The sequence below is a fragment of the Kushneria marisflavi genome, assembly GCF_002157205.1.
Lineage (GTDB): Bacteria > Pseudomonadota > Gammaproteobacteria > Pseudomonadales > Halomonadaceae > Kushneria > Kushneria marisflavi.
Genome location: NZ_CP021358.1, coordinates 1,236,701 through 1,253,106 on the forward strand (window position 1 = coordinate 1,236,701; position 16,406 = coordinate 1,253,106).

Genomic DNA, 16,406 nt, shown 5'->3' on the forward strand with positions numbered 1-16,406 from the left:
TGGGCCATCTTCGCGAAGCCTATCCTTCAGAGGCGGGCCGTTTGAGGGCTTCGACCCAGGCAGACATGCGTGCAAAATGGCTGCCCTGCCAATAAACATGGCGGCATTTGGCGCATCGGTAGAAATCATCGTAGTAATGGAGGGTACGCGCTTTCAGAAGTGGCGCGACCGAGGCCTTGTCCACCTTCATCAAAAGACCATTACAGCGCGCGCAGCGCTTGAAGGCGGCAATCTCGTCATGCAGCTCAAAGCGTTGGCAGATCTCTTCGACCTGCCTTGATGGATCCGTGGCACGCACAAAATAGCCATGCGCGATCTGGCGGCGATACAACAGGCGCCGGTCCCGGGTGAGCAGAATACGCTTTTGTGCCGACGACGTATCGGCAAGCTCTTCATCCTCGAAATCATTGCGCCAGCAGACGTCAAATCCCAGCAGGCGCAGATAGCGTGCCAGCCGGCCCAGGTGAACATCGAGCACGAATCGGGCCGGACGCGGGCGCGGCGGCTGCAGGGCATGACCGCCCGGCCATCCGCCTGAGACACCGGCCGGCCAGGCCCTGATCAGGTGATGATCACTTTCCGACGACTCGATCAGCGTCTCGAACGCGGCCGGGACATCATTGAGCGTCAGCGCAGCGACTTCGGTATGCGGCACACCGAATGATTCCACCAGATCCTTGAGCGAGGTGCGCCTTGAGGTGCGTTGCGTGGCGGGCTGCCCTCGCCCGGCAGGCGGCAGAAAGTCATCGAGACAGCCGTGAAACAGTACCTGTACACCCATCGCCAGCACTCTCGACATTCAGAATGTTTTGAACGCCCAAGTGTGGTGCCCTGCCGTACGAATGTCACACCGCCGGCCCCTCTTTATCGCTGTCTTGTTGTAACACCTGGTAGCAACGAGGCTTCAATCCGACACATCAATGTGGCGCATGGATGCCGCAATGACACGCCTGTATCAGCCCTCCAAGTAGCGCGCGCGCAGATGACGACGGTAGTACTCGGGATTGAGCGCTTCCCCGGTCGCGCGCGTGATCAGTTCAGGCGTTTCGAGCAGACTGCCCTGCTGCCAGATATGGGTTCTGAGCCATTCAAGCAGCAGACTCGGGTCACCCTCGGCGATGCGCGCATCGAGCTGCGGCTCGGCCTGACGCGCCGCCGCCATCAGCTGGGCAGCCAGCATGGCGCCGAGGCTATAAGTGGGGAAATAGCCAAACGAGCCGTCGGTCCAGTGAATATCCTGCAGACAGCCATCGCGATAGTTACCGCGGGTATCCAGCCCCAGCAGGTGCTGCATGGCCTCATCCCAGCGTGTCGGAATGTCCTCGACTTCGATCTCGCCCTCGATCAGGGCGCGCTCGATGTCATAGCGCAGCAGAATGTGCGCCGGGTAGCTGACCTCGTCGGCATCCACCCGGATCAGGCCGGGCCTGACCTGCTGTGACAGGCGAACCAGATTGTCTGCGTCAAACGCCGGCTGATCGCCCAGCGCCTCGATCAGCCACGGCCTGAGCTGTCGAACAAACGCCGCGCTGCGCCCAAGCTGCATCTCGAAGCTGAGACTCTGGGATTCATGTACCGCCATCGAGCGGGCACGGCCGGCCGGCTGACGACGCCATGCCTCGGGAAGGTTCTGCTCATAGCGGGCATGTCCGGTCTCGTGAATGATGCCCATCAGCGCTGTCAGGCATTCATCGCTGCGATAGCGGGTGGTCAGGCGAACATCATCCGGCACGCCGCCACAGAAGGGATGCAGACTGACATCCAGTCGACCATGCTCGAAATCAAACCCCAGCCAGCGCATGACACGCTCGCCCAAACGGCGCTGATCAGCCTCTCCAAAGGGCCCCTGAGGCAGAACGGGATCCTGCCCGCGTTGACGCTCGACGGCCTCACTCAGCAACCCCGGCAACCACTGGCGCAGATCGTTGAAAATGTCATCCAGTGCCTCAAGCGTCAGACCCGGCTCGAATTTCTGCAGCAGCGCCTCGTAGCGACTGCAGCCTGCCGCTTCGGCGCGGATACGTGCCTCCTCGCGAGACAGGCGTACCACCTCCCGAAACGTGGGCAAAAAACCTTCCCAGTCATTGTTGGGTCGACAGGTTCGCCAGGCCTTTTCACAGCGGGCCCCGGCCAGCGACTGCGCCTCAACCAGTGATGGCGGCATGATGGTGGCGTCCTCCACTTCACGCCGGATTTCACGCAGATTGGCCTGCTGCGCCTCATTCAGCGATGAGGGCTCGACGGCTGCAAGCAGCCGACGGGTCTCCGGCGCAGTCAGCGTTTCATGCATCAACACGCTCAGCTCCGCCATCGCTTCGGCGCGGGCCTCATTGCCCCCGGTAGGCATCATGGTCAGTTGATCCCAGCCGGCCATCGCGCCCAGATGCGCGTAGCGGTGCAGCCGAGTGAAACGGCCCTCAAGCTGCTGATAGGTCGTATCGGTCATGAAGCACTCCTTGAATCAAAAAGACGATGCCGGGCTCAGGGTAAAGCCATCACGTGGAAAATGGAGGCGTACAGGCCCCAGGACGCGACCCTCGAACGTGGCCTCACGCTCGAGCGTGAGCGCCTCTCGACTGATATGCACCAGCCGGCCATGAACGCGGTCAACGCCGTAATCCACGGCACCAACGGTCACTTCATCGCCCGGGGCCATGTTGAGGCTGTCATCAAACTCGTCTGCCAGCGGCTGCCAGTGATCGCAGGCGGCAGCAATCTCGTGCGCCTGAGCCTCGCTTGCGTCGTGACGCCTGCCGTGGCCGATGGCGCCAAGGCGCTCAAACCAGGCCATCAGATGGGGATAGTCCTGCGTGATGCCACGCACGCCGGGGTTATTTCTCACATACCAGATCGGATGATAGAGCGAGAAGTCAGCCAGCGTCGGATGCTCACCCAGCACGAACGGCTGATGGGCCAGCTGGGCATCAAGCATTTCAAGCGTCGATGTCCAGACGGCGCGCGAGAACTGATCATCGGGCCTTGAGACATTGCCGCCGCTGAAGAGCTCGGCGCGATCGGCCTGGAAACGCGCCAGTCCTTCCTCGCCGAGCTGATCTACCAGCACCGCCCGCCCTTCGGGACGAAAGAGAATCGGAATGGCCGCCAGAAAGAGACGATCTCCCATTTCCTCCAGCGCCCTGACACTGGCCGCCTGACCCGGCGGTACCAGCGTGGACTTCCCTGACAGCCGCTCGATGACACGCACAATCAGTGCGGTGTCGCAGTAGATATCGCGACCCATCTGCAGCGCCGGCGTCTTGCGGTAGCCGCCGGTCAGCGCCGTGAAATGCGGTTTGGGCATCATGCGGGGGATACGCACCGAGCCCCACGCCAGATCGCAATGCCCCAGCAGCAGGCGTACTTTCTCGGAAAACGGTGAGGGATCGAAATGATGAAGCAGTACGGATGTCATGAGAACTCCTGGCAGCATTTCAACGATTGGTAGCGCGGATCGATATCCAGATGGGGACTGATAAATCGAGCCATCAGCGCCTGTTCGATACCGATCCGTACCTCGATGCCTGCACGACGCATCATCTCGATGCCGCGTCCCTGGTTGAGCGGGTGCGGATCAATCATGGCGACATTGACACGCCGAATGCCGAAGTCAATCAGCGCCTGCGCGCAGGAGGGCGTGCGCCCGTGAAAGGAACACGGCTCCAGCGTCACAAAGGCCTCGAGATCGCTGGCCGTTGCAAGCTGCGACAGGGCATGCGCTTCGGCATGACAATGACCCGGCGGCTGGGTATGGCCCCGGGCCACGATGGTGCCGCGACTCACCAGCACACATCCCACGGGTGGATTGGGCAGGCAGTGCGGCAGCGCCAGACGTGATGCGGCCAGCGCCTGGCGCATGAAAAAGGCAGACGGGTCGAGCGTCTTCATTGAACGGGTCCCCTGCAGACAACCGACAGCACGTCCGGCGTGCTGTCGGTCAGAGGCGAAGGCTATCGCAAGGCATGTTTGGCGAGAGGCCTACATCGAGGCAAACGCGGCCACATCATAGGCTTGAACCGGATCATGCTGCTCGCGCCAGGTCACCAGCTCGGCGATCGAGACCATCGGATAGTCCCGCTCGCGCGCGAAGGCTTCCAGCGCCTCACCGCGCATCATGGTGCCGTCATCGTTCATCAGCTCGCAGAGCACACCTGAGGCGCCATGGCCGGACAGACGCACCAGATCGATCGTGGCTTCGGTATGGCCACGGCGCGTCAGCACACCACCGTCACGGGCACGCAGCGGAAAAATGTGCCCCGGGCGAACGAGATCATCGGCCCGAGCGTTATCCGCTACCGCCGCCCGAACGGTAACGGTACGGTCGTAGGCGCTGACGCCGGTGGTCACACCCTCTCGGGCCTCGATGGTGACGGTAAAACCGGTCGAATAGGGGCTTTCGTTGTTGACCACCATCGGCGGCAATTCCAGCCGGTCGGCATGATCACCGGTGAGACACAGACAGACGATGCCACTGCCAAAACGGATCATCTGGGCCATCTGATGATCTTCCAGTGTGGTGGCGGCAAAGATCAGGTCGCCTTCGTTTTCCCGGTCGGGATCATCGGTGACCACCACGCCGTGACCACGGGCCAGGCTATCGAGTGCCTGTTGGACACGCGCCTGCGCGGCTGCGGAAAGGGAATCATCATTTTCAATATTGCGAGACATAACGGCTGCTCCAGGATCGCCTTTTATCAGCGAGGGACAAGGAACAGGGCAAGACAGGAGTGCTTGTACGACACGTACAGCGACGCCTCGCCCAATAAGGGCAATGACGTCGATCCTCTCCCATCCGGACTATCACCGTCGGCATCGGGATCTCACCGATTCCTGCGCATCATGCGCTCGCGGGCTTGTTCGCCACCGAATCAACGTCCGGTGTTGACATCACCGCCGGTGGGGACTTTCACCCCGCCCTGAGGATCTGATTCAAAAAAGAATCGGGCTCAGCCTATCCTGCAAATTCCGCTCGAGCAATCCCCGCCGGCACATGTCAATCGCAAATGGTCATATTGGCGAAAGCTGTTTTAACCGTCAGGCTGAGGCCGTCATTTCAAGTACAAGGAACACCGCTCATGTCCCGCTGGCTTCAACATGTCTCGCGCTCGCTGTGCACCGGTCTTTTGATGGCCGGCATGGGCACCGGCAGCGCTCTGGCCACTGAAAGCAATGCCTCCGAGGTCGTCGCAGAAACGCCCGGCTTTACCGACCTTGTAGATCAAAATGCCGATATCGAACGGCTCTACGATGGCGGCATATGGAGTGAAGGTCCTCTGGCACTGCCCGATGGCAGCGTGATCTGGAGCGATATCAAGAACAATCGCGTGATGATCTGGCGTGAAGGAGAAGAGGTCCGTGAATGGCTGCGACCGGCACAGTTTCATAACGGTCACACACTGGATCATGAAGGCCGGATACTGGCAGCGTCGCACGGCAAGCGCGCCGTGGAACGACAAAACGAGGACGGTCGGTGGGAAGTACTGGTCGACCTTGACGGCGAGCAAAAGCTCAACAGCCCCAACGATCTGGTGGTCGACGCACAAGGGCGCATCTGGTTTACCGACCCCACCTTTGGCATCGATCAGCCCGAAGAGGGCTACGGGGGCACTCCCATGACCGGTGGCGAGTACGTTTACCGCTTCGATCCGGAAAGCGAAGAGCTGACCCGATTGTCCACACCGGCGGTCAAAACGCCCAACGGTCTGGCCTTTTCGCCGGGTGAAACCACACTCTACATTGCCGATTCCGAACTGGGCCACGACCGGGAAGATGACAGCCTCAATCATCACATTGTGGCCTATGACGTGAGTGATGACGGCACGCTGTCCAACGAGCGGATCTTTACCGATGTCTCTCCCGGCGTACCCGATGGCCTCAAGGTCGATGAAAAAGGCAACGTCTGGTCAAGCAGCGACAGCGGTCTGCAGGTCTTCAGTCCGGAAGGCAAGCGTCTGGGCCGCATCGACCTGCCCGAGCGCACGGCCAATCTGGCCTTCGCCGAACACGATGGCCAGCATTATCTCTTCGTGACCGCGACTACCGGTCTCTACCGCATCCCGATCAAGGTGGGCGAAGCCCAGACACAGCGCGACTGACCCTTCTGCCTGTGTCCGCCTCCTGGCTGCAATCATGTCAGTAGGCGGGTGCAGCGGTGCAACAGGCAGGGGCACGCAATGAGTCGATGGGGTCTTTCAGGCGTGCATGCTAGAATCGCTCTCGACTCATCCAACGCCGACGCGCCATGACCCAGGAACGCGCTCCTCTCAAACGTGGCTGGACCACCGGATGCTGCGCGACCGCCGCTGCCCGGGCGGCCTATGCAGCGCTGCTGTGCGGCGAATTCCCCGATCCGGTCACCATTACCCTCCCCAGGGGACAGACACCCGCCTTTGCACTGGCCGTGCACGAGCATGGCGATGGCTGGGCCATGGCGGGGGTCATCAAGGATGCCGGCGATGATCCGGACGCCACGCATGGGGTTCTGGTGCGCGCCACGGTTCGCCCGCTGAAAGCCGGCTCGGGTCTGGTGTTCAGGGCAGGTCCCGGCGTGGGCACCGTGACCCGGCCGGGTCTCCCCATCCCCCCCGGGGAACCTGCAATCAATCCGGTGCCACGTCTAATGATTCGTCAGGCGCTTGAAGCGGTGGCGCACGATACTCCCGGCCATCATCAGGTAGATCTGGAAGTCACCATCGCCATCGATGATGGGGAACGCATCGCCCTTGATACTCTCAACGGACGCCTGGGCATCGTTGGCGGCCTCTCGGTACTGGGCACCACCGGTATCGTGATTCCGTTTTCCTGCTCGGCCTGGATTCACTCCATCCACAGCGGCATTGATGTTGCTCGTGCTCGCGGCCTGCCTCACATCGCCGGTTCTACCGGCTCGACCTCGGAAACCGCCGTACAGGCTCATTACGCGCTTGAGGAGAGCGCCCTGATCGAAATGGGCGACTTTGTCGGCGGCATGCTCAAGTACCTGCGCAAGCATCCGGTCCCCAGAGTCACCATCGCCGGCGGCATCGCCAAGATGGCCAAGCTCGGCCAGGGAATGCTGGATGTGCACTCAAAACGCGGCGTTATCGACCTTGAACGACTGGCGCGCCTGGCACGCAAGGCCGGCGGCGATACGGCGCTGTTTGAACGCATCGCAGGCGCCAATTCGGGCCTGGAGGCGTTTGAACTGGCCAGTGAAGCCGGTATTGCGCTGGGCGACCGGCTGGCAGACAGCGCGCTGAGCTGTGCGGCACAGGTCATTCGCCACAGCGGTATACAGCTCGATGTGATGGTGTTTGACCGCCAGGGGCAATGTGTCGGACACAGCTCATTGCAGGACTGTTGAAACATTTCCAATAAACATGGCCATATCCAAAATTGTTGAGGAAAACCGGTTACACTTGTTGTTTTCTCGACTCTGGCGACATAAGGCGCGCTGGTATCGATAAAGGCAATGCTTCAAAAGAGTGCCTTATGTTCTTTGGGCAGCGACCTGCCTCACTTTTTCTGTCTATAGTTTTCTGCGGTTTTAAAGCAGGAATTCACCTTAGCGACATCATGAACTATAAAAATTCGACTTAAAAAAAAACCGATCCATAAATTAAATTTATACAAAAATGGAGAAATTTTTTGGTTCAGCAATTACCGGATAATGACAATTCCTCGCCTCGGGAGGGTATTCCATCTCCGTCGGGAAAGTCCGACATGATCGATACCGACTATGTTATCGGTCAGGATAATTTTCAGGGCAAAATGCTCTTCAGCGTGGACCTGCACGGCAAGGTCTTCGGTATCTCGGCACTGTTGATTTTACTGTTTGTGGTCCTGACGCTGGCTCTGCAGGAAGAGGTATCTCCCCTTTTCAACGGCATGCGCGAATGGCTGACGAACAATCTGTCGTGGTTTTTTCTGTCGGCCGCCAACATTTTTGTATTGCTGGCAGTCGGACTGATTTTTACGCCACTGGGCAAGGTGCGCCTGGGGGGTGCCGAGGCCAAACCGGATCACTCCTATATCGGCTGGTTTGCCATGCTGTTTGCCGCCGGCATGGGCATCGGACTGATGTTTTACGGGGTTTCCGAGCCCATATCGCATTACGATACTGCCATGGCAGGCATCACCGTAGAAAACGGCATGCGTACCGACTGGGCGCCCCTTGGGGCCGCTGCTGGCGATGCAGCTGCTGCCAGAGAGCTGGGCATGGCCGCCACTATCTTGCACTGGGGTCTTCACCCTTGGGCCATCTATGCGATCGTAGCCCTGGCGCTTGCGCTTTTTTCCTATAACAAGGGATTGCCGCTCACCATCCGCTCAATCTTCTACCCGATTCTGGGTGAACGGGTATGGGGATGGCCCGGCCATATTGTCGATATTCTGGCCGTATTCTCAACTCTATTTGGTCTGGCCACCTCACTGGGCTATGGCGCCGAACAGGCCACTGCGGGTCTGCACTACCTGTTTGATGTGCCCGATACCAACGTAACGCGCGTGCTGCTGATTACGGCCATCACGCTGATTGCGCTTTGCTCGGTAGTGGCAGGAGTGAACAGTGGTGTAAAACGCCTCTCCGAGCTCAACATGGGACTGGCGTTTTTGCTGCTGCTGTTTGTCTTCTTCGTCGGCCCCACAACGGAGCTGGTCAGCGACTTTTTCACCAACCTGCTCTCCTATGCCACTCACCTGCCGGCACTATCCATGCCCTTTAGCCGTGACGATATGGAATACAGCCAGGGATGGACCGCATTTTACTGGGCATGGTGGATCAGCTGGTCGCCATTTGTCGGCATGTTCATCGCCCGTGTGAGCCGTGGCCGTACAGTACGCGAGTTCCTGATAGCCGTTTTGGTGGTGCCAACGCTTGTCTGCGTACTATGGATGACCGTCTTCGGCGGTACCGCCATCGGCCAGGTCGAAAGCGGTATGGACGATGTCGCTAACGCTGCGCTTGAGCTCAAGCTGTTCATGATGCTTTCGCATCTGCCGCTGTCCACGATCACCTCGCTGATCGGCATCATACTGGTGATGGTATTTTTCATCACCTCTTCGGACTCCGGTTCACTGGTCATTGATACCATTACGGCCGGCGGCAAGATCGATGCCCCGACACCGCAACGCGTCTTCTGGGCACTGATCAGCGGTGTGATCGCCATTGCGCTGCTGCTGGGCGGTGGCCTGGGCGCGCTTCAAGCCATGGTCATCTCCACAGGCCTACCGTTTGCCGTCGTCCTTTTGATCGGCAGCTTCGGGATTATCAAGGGGTTGATGTCAGAACCGCGCAATCAAAATTGATATCATTTTGAAATAGTGACATTAAAAAAGGAGCTGACCATGGGCAGCTCCTTTTTTTGCATGTTTTATCGATGCCTATGGACGGTGCCAACAAACGGCCACACCGACTGAGCCGACCACGTCATAAAATAAAACGTACACTATTAACGCTTTTCCATAACGCTAAATTGGCAACGCCGAACGAGCAGATCGCACATGAAGGATTGCCATACAGCGTAATTCACTTACACTCTGTCGCAATCAAGTGACCAAACCATCAATTCGCCTCACTATTTTAACTACACTGGGTCATGTCGCCGGCCCAGACCGCTTTCTTACGACTGCAATGGAGAAATGCCTTGAGTCAAACATCCGGAAACAATGATAACGAGAAGGATCAGGCCAGTGAGGGCATACCCGCCCCGACTGGCAAGGCCAACCTGATCGATACCGACTACGTCATTGGTCAGGACAATATTCAGACGAACAAGTTCGGTTTCAGCGTAGATCTCCACGGCAAGGTCTTCACCGTCTCTTCTCTGGTGATCCTGCTGTTCGTGATCATCACGCTTGCATTGCCGGAACAGATGGGACCCGTCTTCAACGGCGCCAAAAGCTTTCTGACCGACAACCTGAGCTGGCTGTTTCTGCTGGCGGCCAACATATTTGTCATCCTCGCGGTGGTACTGATCTTTACGCCACTGAGCCGGGTGCGCATCGGCGGCATGCATGCCAAACCGGACTTCAGCTACGCCGGCTGGTTCGCCATGCTCTTCGCCGCCGGCATGGGCATCGGGCTGATGTTCTATGGGGTATCGGAGCCGATCACCCATTACGGTACGGCCATCACCGGCGACTCCTGGGCTCCGCTGGGTGGCGCACAGGGCGATTCAGCCCAGGCGCAGTCCATGGCCATGGCTGCCACCATCTTCCACTGGGGCCTGCACCCGTGGGGCATCTACGCCATCGTGGCGCTATCACTGGCACTCTTTTCCTATAACAAGGGTCTGCCGTTGACCATGCGCTCGATCTTCTACCCGATTCTGGGTGAGCGTATCTGGGGCTGGCCGGGCCATATCATCGATATCCTGGCCGTGTTTGCGACGCTGTTTGGTCTTGCCACCTCGCTGGGTCTTGGCGCCTCCCAGGCGTCTGCCGGTCTGAACTATCTATTTGATATTCCCAATAACAACGTGACCATGGTCCTTTTGATCATCGGCATCACACTGGTCGCGTTGCTGTCGGTAATGCTGGGCGTGGACAAGGGGGTACAGCGCCTGTCACAGATCAACATGGCACTCGCCTTCTTGCTGCTGTTGTTCGTGATTTTTGTCGGACCCACCATGCTGATCGCCACCGGATTCATCGAGAACATGGGCTCGTATCTCAAGAATTTGCCGGCGCTTTCAATGCCCTTCGGGCGTGAAGACACCAACTTCGTTCATGGCTGGACGGCCTTCTACTGGGCCTGGTGGATCTCCTGGTCTCCGTTTGTCGGCATGTTCATCGCACGCGTCAGCCGTGGCCGTACCGTGCGTGAATTCCTGATCGCCGTACTGCTGGTCCCGACCATCGTCTCCGTGATCTGGATGACGGCCTTCGGTGATACTGCCATTTCGCAGCTGACCAGCGGTTTCGAAGGCGTCAAGGATGCGGCACTGGAACTTCAGCTGTTTGTCATGCTGGGGCAACTGCCGCTGACGGAAATCACCTCCTTTGTCGGCATCATCCTGGTCATGGTGTTCTTCATTACCTCTTCGGACTCCGGTTCGCTGGTCATTGACTCCATCACTGCCGGCGGCAAGGTCGATGCGCCCAAGCCGCAGCGCGTGTTCTGGGCACTGATTGAAGGCGCCATTGCCATTGCCCTGCTACTGGGTGGCGGTCTCACCGCACTGCAGGCAGCCGTTATCACGACCGGCCTGCCCTTCACTATCGTATTGCTGGCCGCGTGTTACGCCATCATCCAGGGGCTGCGCTCGGAGCCTCGCTACTAGGGTGATTCGTCACGTCAGCACACACGATGTGCATCAAAAAAGGCGGCCTGCGGGCCGCCTTTTTCATGCAGGAAAAACACTACTCCCAGAGCACTCCGACCGGGGTATCCGGCGCGTAATGCCGGGCGATCTGTGCCTGTAAAAGTTCGGCCGTGGCCAGCGCATCGATCAGCGCATGGTGGGCCTGATAAGGCGGCAGGTTATAGCGCTCGCGACTGGGGTGCAGCCGCAGTGACACCGGGCGTCGACCAATCAGGCGCTGAAACCAGGTCAGACGACGGTGCTGCCAGGCTTCAATGGCCATGGTGTCGATCAGCGGAAACAGCAGTGACTCCTTGAGGTAGTGGCGGGCGGCCGCATTCAGAAACTCGCGTTCGATGCGGGTGTAATGCACCACGACCAGGCGACCGGCCAGCTGCTCGAGCACCTCCCCGATGATCTTGTCAAAGGAGGGCGCATTGGCCAGATCACTGTGCGTCAGTCGATGATAGATCACGGAACGGCTGCTGAGCGTCCGTCGGGGCTTGACCGTCCAGTAATGACTTTTGGCCACCGGAATACGGTTCAGCGTAAACGGCTGTACGCCGATGCTGACGATACTGTCGCGGGCAGGGTCCAGGCCGGTGGTCTCGATATCCAGCGCCACCAGCGGTACCTCACTGATGGGTGTCTGGGGGTCCAGTGTGCCCGCCTCGAAATAACAGGCCAGCCGATCATCACGAGTGGTGTTTTGCCGGTCCGCCAGATAGGCCGGCCACTCGGAAACCAGTTTTCCGCGCCGGTGCCATTGCCAGCGTCGATAGTGCTTTTGCAATCGCTGTGGCCAGTCACGCATCAGCGGCTCCTTCCTCGACTGGCACCCGAGGGTACCGGATAGCGGAACTTCAGGAATTTCTGCGCATGGCTGAGAACTTCAAAGGCATCCTTGAGGTTATGACGCTCGTGGCTTTCGACATTACTGGGCCTCAAGCGATTGTCCGGCGACTCGTTACTCTCGATGGCCAGGGCCTGGTGACGGATACGCACCATCGAGATGAACTCGAAAGCGTAGCGCAGCCGGTCGTTGACCCCTTCGGGCAGCAGGCGCGTCTCGGCAATATCCTTGAGCCGGTCGATGGTGTTATGTGAGCTGGACCCGCAGGCCAGGGCATGAACGCGCACCAGATCCACCAGTGGCGCCGTCCCCCGGCGCTTGAGATCGATGGCATCGTTGTGCTGACCGTCCTTTTCCAGAATAAAGGTGCGAAAAAGACCCAGCGGCGGCGTACGGTTGAGCGCATTACGCGCCATGGCCGCCAGAAATAACGGGTGCTGAGGCGCCATTCTGGCGATCAGCCCCTGAAGATCTTCCAGCATGTCGAGTTCGCCATGGACAAAGCCCAGATCAAAAAAGATCGAGCTGTGCAGCAGCGCTTCGGGATCGGGGTTCTCGATCCAGTCGCGGAAATAGTTCTGCCAGACCGACAGCGGCTGTCGCCAGCGCTGGTTGGTGGCCATGATATCGCCCTTGCACAGCGGATAGCTGCACGCCGCCAGCCCGTCGCTGACAAAACGGGCCAGTGACTGGAAATATTCATCGTGCTGCTCGGGAATGAAGCTGTTGTCCAGGATCATGCCATGATCCTGGTCGGCGAAGACCGTCTGCTCATCACGAGCGCATGACCCCAGCACCATGAAGCAATAGGGCACCGGCGGTGGTCCCAGCTCATCCTCGCCCAGCTCCAGCAGCTTGCGGATAAAGCTTCGACAGATGGTCGCCATGGTTCGGCCAATCATCTGGGCATCGGCCCCTTCATCCACCAGCCGCGCAAAGGCCAGCGGCACATCACCGCTCAGGCGCACCAGCCCGGCCAGTCCGGACTGGGTGAAAATCGAGCTGACCAGATAGAGGCTGCTGCGGGTCTCATAGCGCATGACGTCGCTGAGCTGCAGCACGCCGATCGGACGCCGCCGATAGAGAATGGGCAGATGCTGAACGTTGTGATTGAGCATCGTCATCATCGCCTCATAGATCGACGCATCCGATGGCGCGGTCAACAGACTGGTCGACATGATCTCGCCCACCGGCGTCTCGCCGCTGAGATTTTCCGCCAGAGCCCGCACACAGCAGTCGCGGTCGGTCAGGAGACCGGCCAGACGGCGCACCTGCCCTTCCTGAGTCGTGAAGTGACGCGGACCGTTGATCCCCTCCTGCTCTTCGCTGAGGATCAATACACAGGTGACATTGTCTTCGCGCATGCGACGCGCCACCTCAACGATCGGCGTATGAATATCCACCATGGTCGGCTTGCGACGGATCAGACGACGCACTCGCGTGCTGCTCATCTGATTATCGTTGCGCTGCTGGTCGACCGTGGCCTTGAGACGGTCGCCGCCGGTTTCGACAAAGTCGGCAAAATCGTCGTTGTCCGCCCGCAGCGATTCAAAAAGCTCGGCCGGGACGAAATAGATCAGCGTGTCTTCGATGGCGCGTACCGGGAACCGCACACGACGATTGCGCATGATGTCCGAGTAGCCAAAGATATCGCCTTCCACCAGGCGGTCGAACAGCTGGCCGCTGCGCTTTGATACTTCAACGGCACCACTGCGCACGTAGCAGAGCTCGTTGATTTCCTGATCCAGCGCCAGAATGTCGGTCCCGGCCTGGAAATAGCTGATCTCGACCTGGGTGGCCACCTGATCCAGCCATTCATCGCCGAGATATTCAAAGGGCGCGAACTGCGCCATGTGCTGGCGAATTTCCAGCTGTTCGATATCCATCCGCTTGCTGCTCCCTGGCTTGCCCTGCGTGTATCGCCATGACGATACATCGTCTTTGATGATTCTGCTCATGAAGCGTGTTGACTGCCTTTATGGTCGGCAGTGCGTTTGCCCCTGAACGTCTCTTTGGTCGAATCGCGACTAAAGTGCTCTGCTCTTTTGTTCCGTTTCCGCGCAAGTATTAGTGGCCCTGCACATAAAAACGGTCATACACCGGGACAACAAGGATGAGCCATGAGCGGACCAACGCACAACGATACCCAGTGGCGCGACATTCAGCGCAATGCCAGCTTCCAGGAGCTGGTGCAAAAACGCTCCCGCTTTGCCATGACGCTTTCCGTCATCATGCTGAGCCTCTACATGGCCTTCATCCTGCTCATTGCCTTTGCGCCCGGCGTGCTGGGTACTCCGCTGGCCCAGGGCATGACCACTACCTGGGGCATCCTCATCGGTCTGGGGCTGATTCTTGTGGCCATCGTCCTGACCGGACTCTATGTGCGTCGCGCCAACGGTGAATTCGATCGCCTCAATGCCCGTGTGCTTGAGGAGATCAGCCAATGATGACCGCAGTACTCAAGCTGACACTGGTCGCCGCCGGCAGCCTGCTCACCGGTGCCACGGCCATGGCCGATGCCCTGACCGGCCCCGTGACAAGGCAGGCCCTCAACGTACCGGCCATCATCATGTTTCTGATCTTTGTCGGCATCACGCTCTACATCACCTGGTGGGCCTCCAAAAAGAGCCAGTCGGCCTCGGATTACTACGCGGCCGGCGGCAACATTACCGGCTTTCAGAACGGCCTGGCGATCTCGGGCGATTTCATGTCGGCGGCCTCCTTTCTGGGGATCTCGGCACTGGTCTTCACCTCGGGCTATGACGGCCTGATCTACTCAATGGGCTTTCTGGTCGGCTGGCCGATGATCATGTTTCTGATCGCCGAACGACTGCGCAATCTGGGACGCTATACCTTTGCCGACGTTGCCTCGTTTCGCCTGAGCAAGCGCCCGGTACGCATTCTTTCTGCCTTCGGTTCGCTGGCCGTGGTCGCGCTTTACCTGATCGCCCAGATGGTCGGCGCCGGCAAACTGATTCAGCTGCTCTTTGGTCTCAACTATCACATCGCCGTCGTCGTGGTCGGTGCGCTGATGGTCTGTTACGTCCTTTTTGGCGGCATGCTGGCCACCACCTGGGTGCAGATGATCAAGGCCGCCATCCTGCTTTTCGGGGCAAGTTTCATGGCGCTGATGGTACTGATGCATGTGGATTTCAGTCTGGAAGGGCTTTTCAACGAGGCCGTTAGCGTTCACAAAAACGGGCTGGCCATCATGAGTCCGGGCGGGCTGGTAAAGGACCCGATCTCGGCGATCTCGCTGGGTCTGGCGCTGATGTTCGGCACCGCCGGCCTGCCGCATATCCTGATGCGATTTTTCACCGTCGGTAACGCCAAGGAAGCGCGCAAGAGTGTGTTCGTGGCCACCGGTTTCATCGGTTACTTCTACATTCTCACCTTCATCATCGGCTTTGGCGCCATCATTTTAGTGAGCACCAACCCGGTCTTTCAGGACAGTACCGGCGCGATTATCGGCGGCAACAACATGGTGGCCGTACATCTGGCCAACGCGGTGGGCGGCAGTATTTTCCTTGGTTTCATCTCGGCGGTGGCCTTTGCAACCATTCTGGCCGTGGTGGCAGGTCTGGCACTGGCAGGCGCCTCGGCCATCTCGCATGACCTGTATGCCGGCGTCATCATGAAAGACAACGCCGACGAGAAAAAGGAGGTGCGCATCTCGAAGATTTCCGTGCTGGTGCTGGGCGTGGTCGCCATTGTGTTGGGCATTGCGTTCGAGAGTCAGAACGTCGCCTTCATGGTCGGTCTGGCCTTCTCGATCGCGGCAAGCTGCAACTTCCCGGTACTGCTGCTTTCCATGTACTGGCGCCGGCTGACCACCCGGGGCGCCGTTATCGGTGGCGGTCTGGGGCTGGCCACGGCCATCGTGCTGATGATTCTTGGTCCGACCATCTGGGTACAGGTACTGGGCCATGCCACCCCGATCTATCCCTATGACTACCCGGCGCTGTTTTCGATGGCGGTGGCCTTTATCGGCATCTGGCTGTTCTCGGTTACCGACAACTCCGCCGCCGCCGAACGTGAACGCGATCTGTTCGACGCTCAGTTTGTACGCTCCCAGACCGGCATTGGTGCCTCTGGCAGCGTGGCTCACTGACCCTTCCATTCCCCCTCTCTCTCCTTCGCCCTGCCAAAAGCAGGGCTTTTTTTTGACCAGTCCAAACTGGCACCTGCCCGATCTGCTTTTTTATTAACTCAAGTTTGGGAGCGGTGGGCCGCTATCGACATAACACAAAGTTACAAGAAAGCGGAGCGGCCGG

General features: G+C 59.1%; 13 protein-coding genes and 1 riboswitch. Of the genes, 6 read left to right on the top strand and 7 right to left on the bottom strand.

What is annotated here, in order from left to right:
- Positions 1 to 19 precede the first annotated feature (19 nt).
- The 5 genes from B9H00_RS05765 to ribB all read right to left on the bottom strand — a co-directional run bounded on the left by B9H00_RS05765 (position 20) and on the right by ribB (position 4,665).
- On the bottom strand, positions 20 to 781 hold the full coding sequence (locus B9H00_RS05765; RefSeq protein WP_169713423.1) for a Mut7-C RNAse domain-containing protein: 762 nt from the start codon (positions 779 to 781) through the stop codon (positions 20 to 22).
- Between the two features lie 174 nt (positions 782 to 955).
- Positions 956 to 2,446: a carboxypeptidase M32 gene (locus B9H00_RS05770; protein ID WP_086899843.1), complete on the bottom strand. Its 1,491-nt coding sequence runs from the start codon at positions 2,444 to 2,446 to the stop codon at positions 956 to 958.
- A gap of 15 nt (positions 2,447 to 2,461) precedes the next feature.
- Positions 2,462 to 3,412 carry a glutathione S-transferase family protein gene (locus B9H00_RS05775; RefSeq protein ID WP_086899844.1) on the bottom strand — a complete coding sequence of 317 codons (951 nt, stop codon included), beginning with the start codon at positions 3,410 to 3,412 and terminating at the stop codon, positions 2,462 to 2,464.
- A complete protein-coding gene (locus B9H00_RS05780; RefSeq protein ID WP_086899845.1) occupies positions 3,409 to 3,885 on the bottom strand; it encodes a bifunctional diaminohydroxyphosphoribosylaminopyrimidine deaminase/5-amino-6-(5-phosphoribosylamino)uracil reductase RibD in 477 nt (158 codons plus the stop codon). Before B9H00_RS05780 ends, B9H00_RS05775 begins: the two co-directional genes overlap by 4 nt.
- Before the next feature lie 90 nt (positions 3,886 to 3,975).
- Positions 3,976 to 4,665 (bottom strand): 3,4-dihydroxy-2-butanone-4-phosphate synthase, encoded by a 690-nt coding sequence (ribB, locus tag B9H00_RS05785; protein WP_086899846.1) that lies wholly within the window; start codon positions 4,663 to 4,665, stop codon positions 3,976 to 3,978.
- A 108-nt stretch (positions 4,666 to 4,773) separates the two neighbouring features.
- Positions 4,774 to 4,925: riboswitch (FMN riboswitch) on the bottom strand.
- A 147-nt stretch (positions 4,926 to 5,072) separates the two neighbouring features.
- Here ribB and B9H00_RS05790 point away from each other — a divergent pair.
- From B9H00_RS05790 to B9H00_RS05805, 4 genes are all read left to right on the top strand, one after another.
- Entirely contained in the window at positions 5,073 to 6,092 is a 1,020-nt protein-coding gene (locus B9H00_RS05790; RefSeq protein ID WP_086899847.1) for an SMP-30/gluconolactonase/LRE family protein, read from the top strand.
- Positions 6,093 to 6,238: 146 nt separating this feature from the next.
- A complete protein-coding gene (locus B9H00_RS05795; protein WP_086899848.1) occupies positions 6,239 to 7,339 on the top strand; it encodes a cobalt-precorrin-5B (C(1))-methyltransferase in 1,101 nt (366 codons plus the stop codon).
- 359 nt (positions 7,340 to 7,698) lie between these two features.
- Entirely contained in the window at positions 7,699 to 9,282 is a 1,584-nt protein-coding gene (locus B9H00_RS05800) for a BCCT family transporter (RefSeq protein ID WP_086899849.1), read from the top strand.
- Between the two features lie 338 nt (positions 9,283 to 9,620).
- Entirely contained in the window at positions 9,621 to 11,258 is a 1,638-nt protein-coding gene (locus B9H00_RS05805) for a BCCT family transporter (protein ID WP_236944366.1), read from the top strand.
- A 79-nt stretch (positions 11,259 to 11,337) separates the two neighbouring features.
- Here B9H00_RS05805 and B9H00_RS05810 read toward each other — a convergent pair whose 3' ends face one another.
- Together B9H00_RS05810 and B9H00_RS05815 are read right to left on the bottom strand one after the other, a co-directional pair.
- Positions 11,338 to 12,093 carry a 3'-5' exonuclease gene (locus tag B9H00_RS05810; RefSeq protein ID WP_086899851.1) on the bottom strand — a complete coding sequence of 252 codons (756 nt, stop codon included), beginning with the start codon at positions 12,091 to 12,093 and terminating at the stop codon, positions 11,338 to 11,340.
- Positions 12,093 to 14,018: a putative nucleotidyltransferase substrate binding domain-containing protein gene (locus B9H00_RS05815; protein WP_086899852.1), complete on the bottom strand. Its 1,926-nt coding sequence runs from the start codon at positions 14,016 to 14,018 to the stop codon at positions 12,093 to 12,095. Before B9H00_RS05815 ends, B9H00_RS05810 begins: the two co-directional genes overlap by 1 nt.
- 234 nt (positions 14,019 to 14,252) lie before the next feature.
- Here B9H00_RS05815 and B9H00_RS05820 point away from each other — a divergent pair, with 234 nt between their 5' ends.
- Both B9H00_RS05820 and B9H00_RS05825 read left to right on the top strand, forming a co-directional pair.
- Positions 14,253 to 14,579 (top strand): DUF485 domain-containing protein, encoded by a 327-nt coding sequence (locus B9H00_RS05820; RefSeq protein WP_086621790.1) that lies wholly within the window; start codon positions 14,253 to 14,255, stop codon positions 14,577 to 14,579.
- Positions 14,576 to 16,243, top strand: coding sequence for a cation acetate symporter (locus B9H00_RS05825; protein WP_086899853.1), 1,668 nt, complete (start codon positions 14,576 to 14,578; stop codon positions 16,241 to 16,243). Before B9H00_RS05820 ends, B9H00_RS05825 begins: the two co-directional genes overlap by 4 nt.
- Positions 16,244 to 16,406 lie beyond the last annotated feature (163 nt).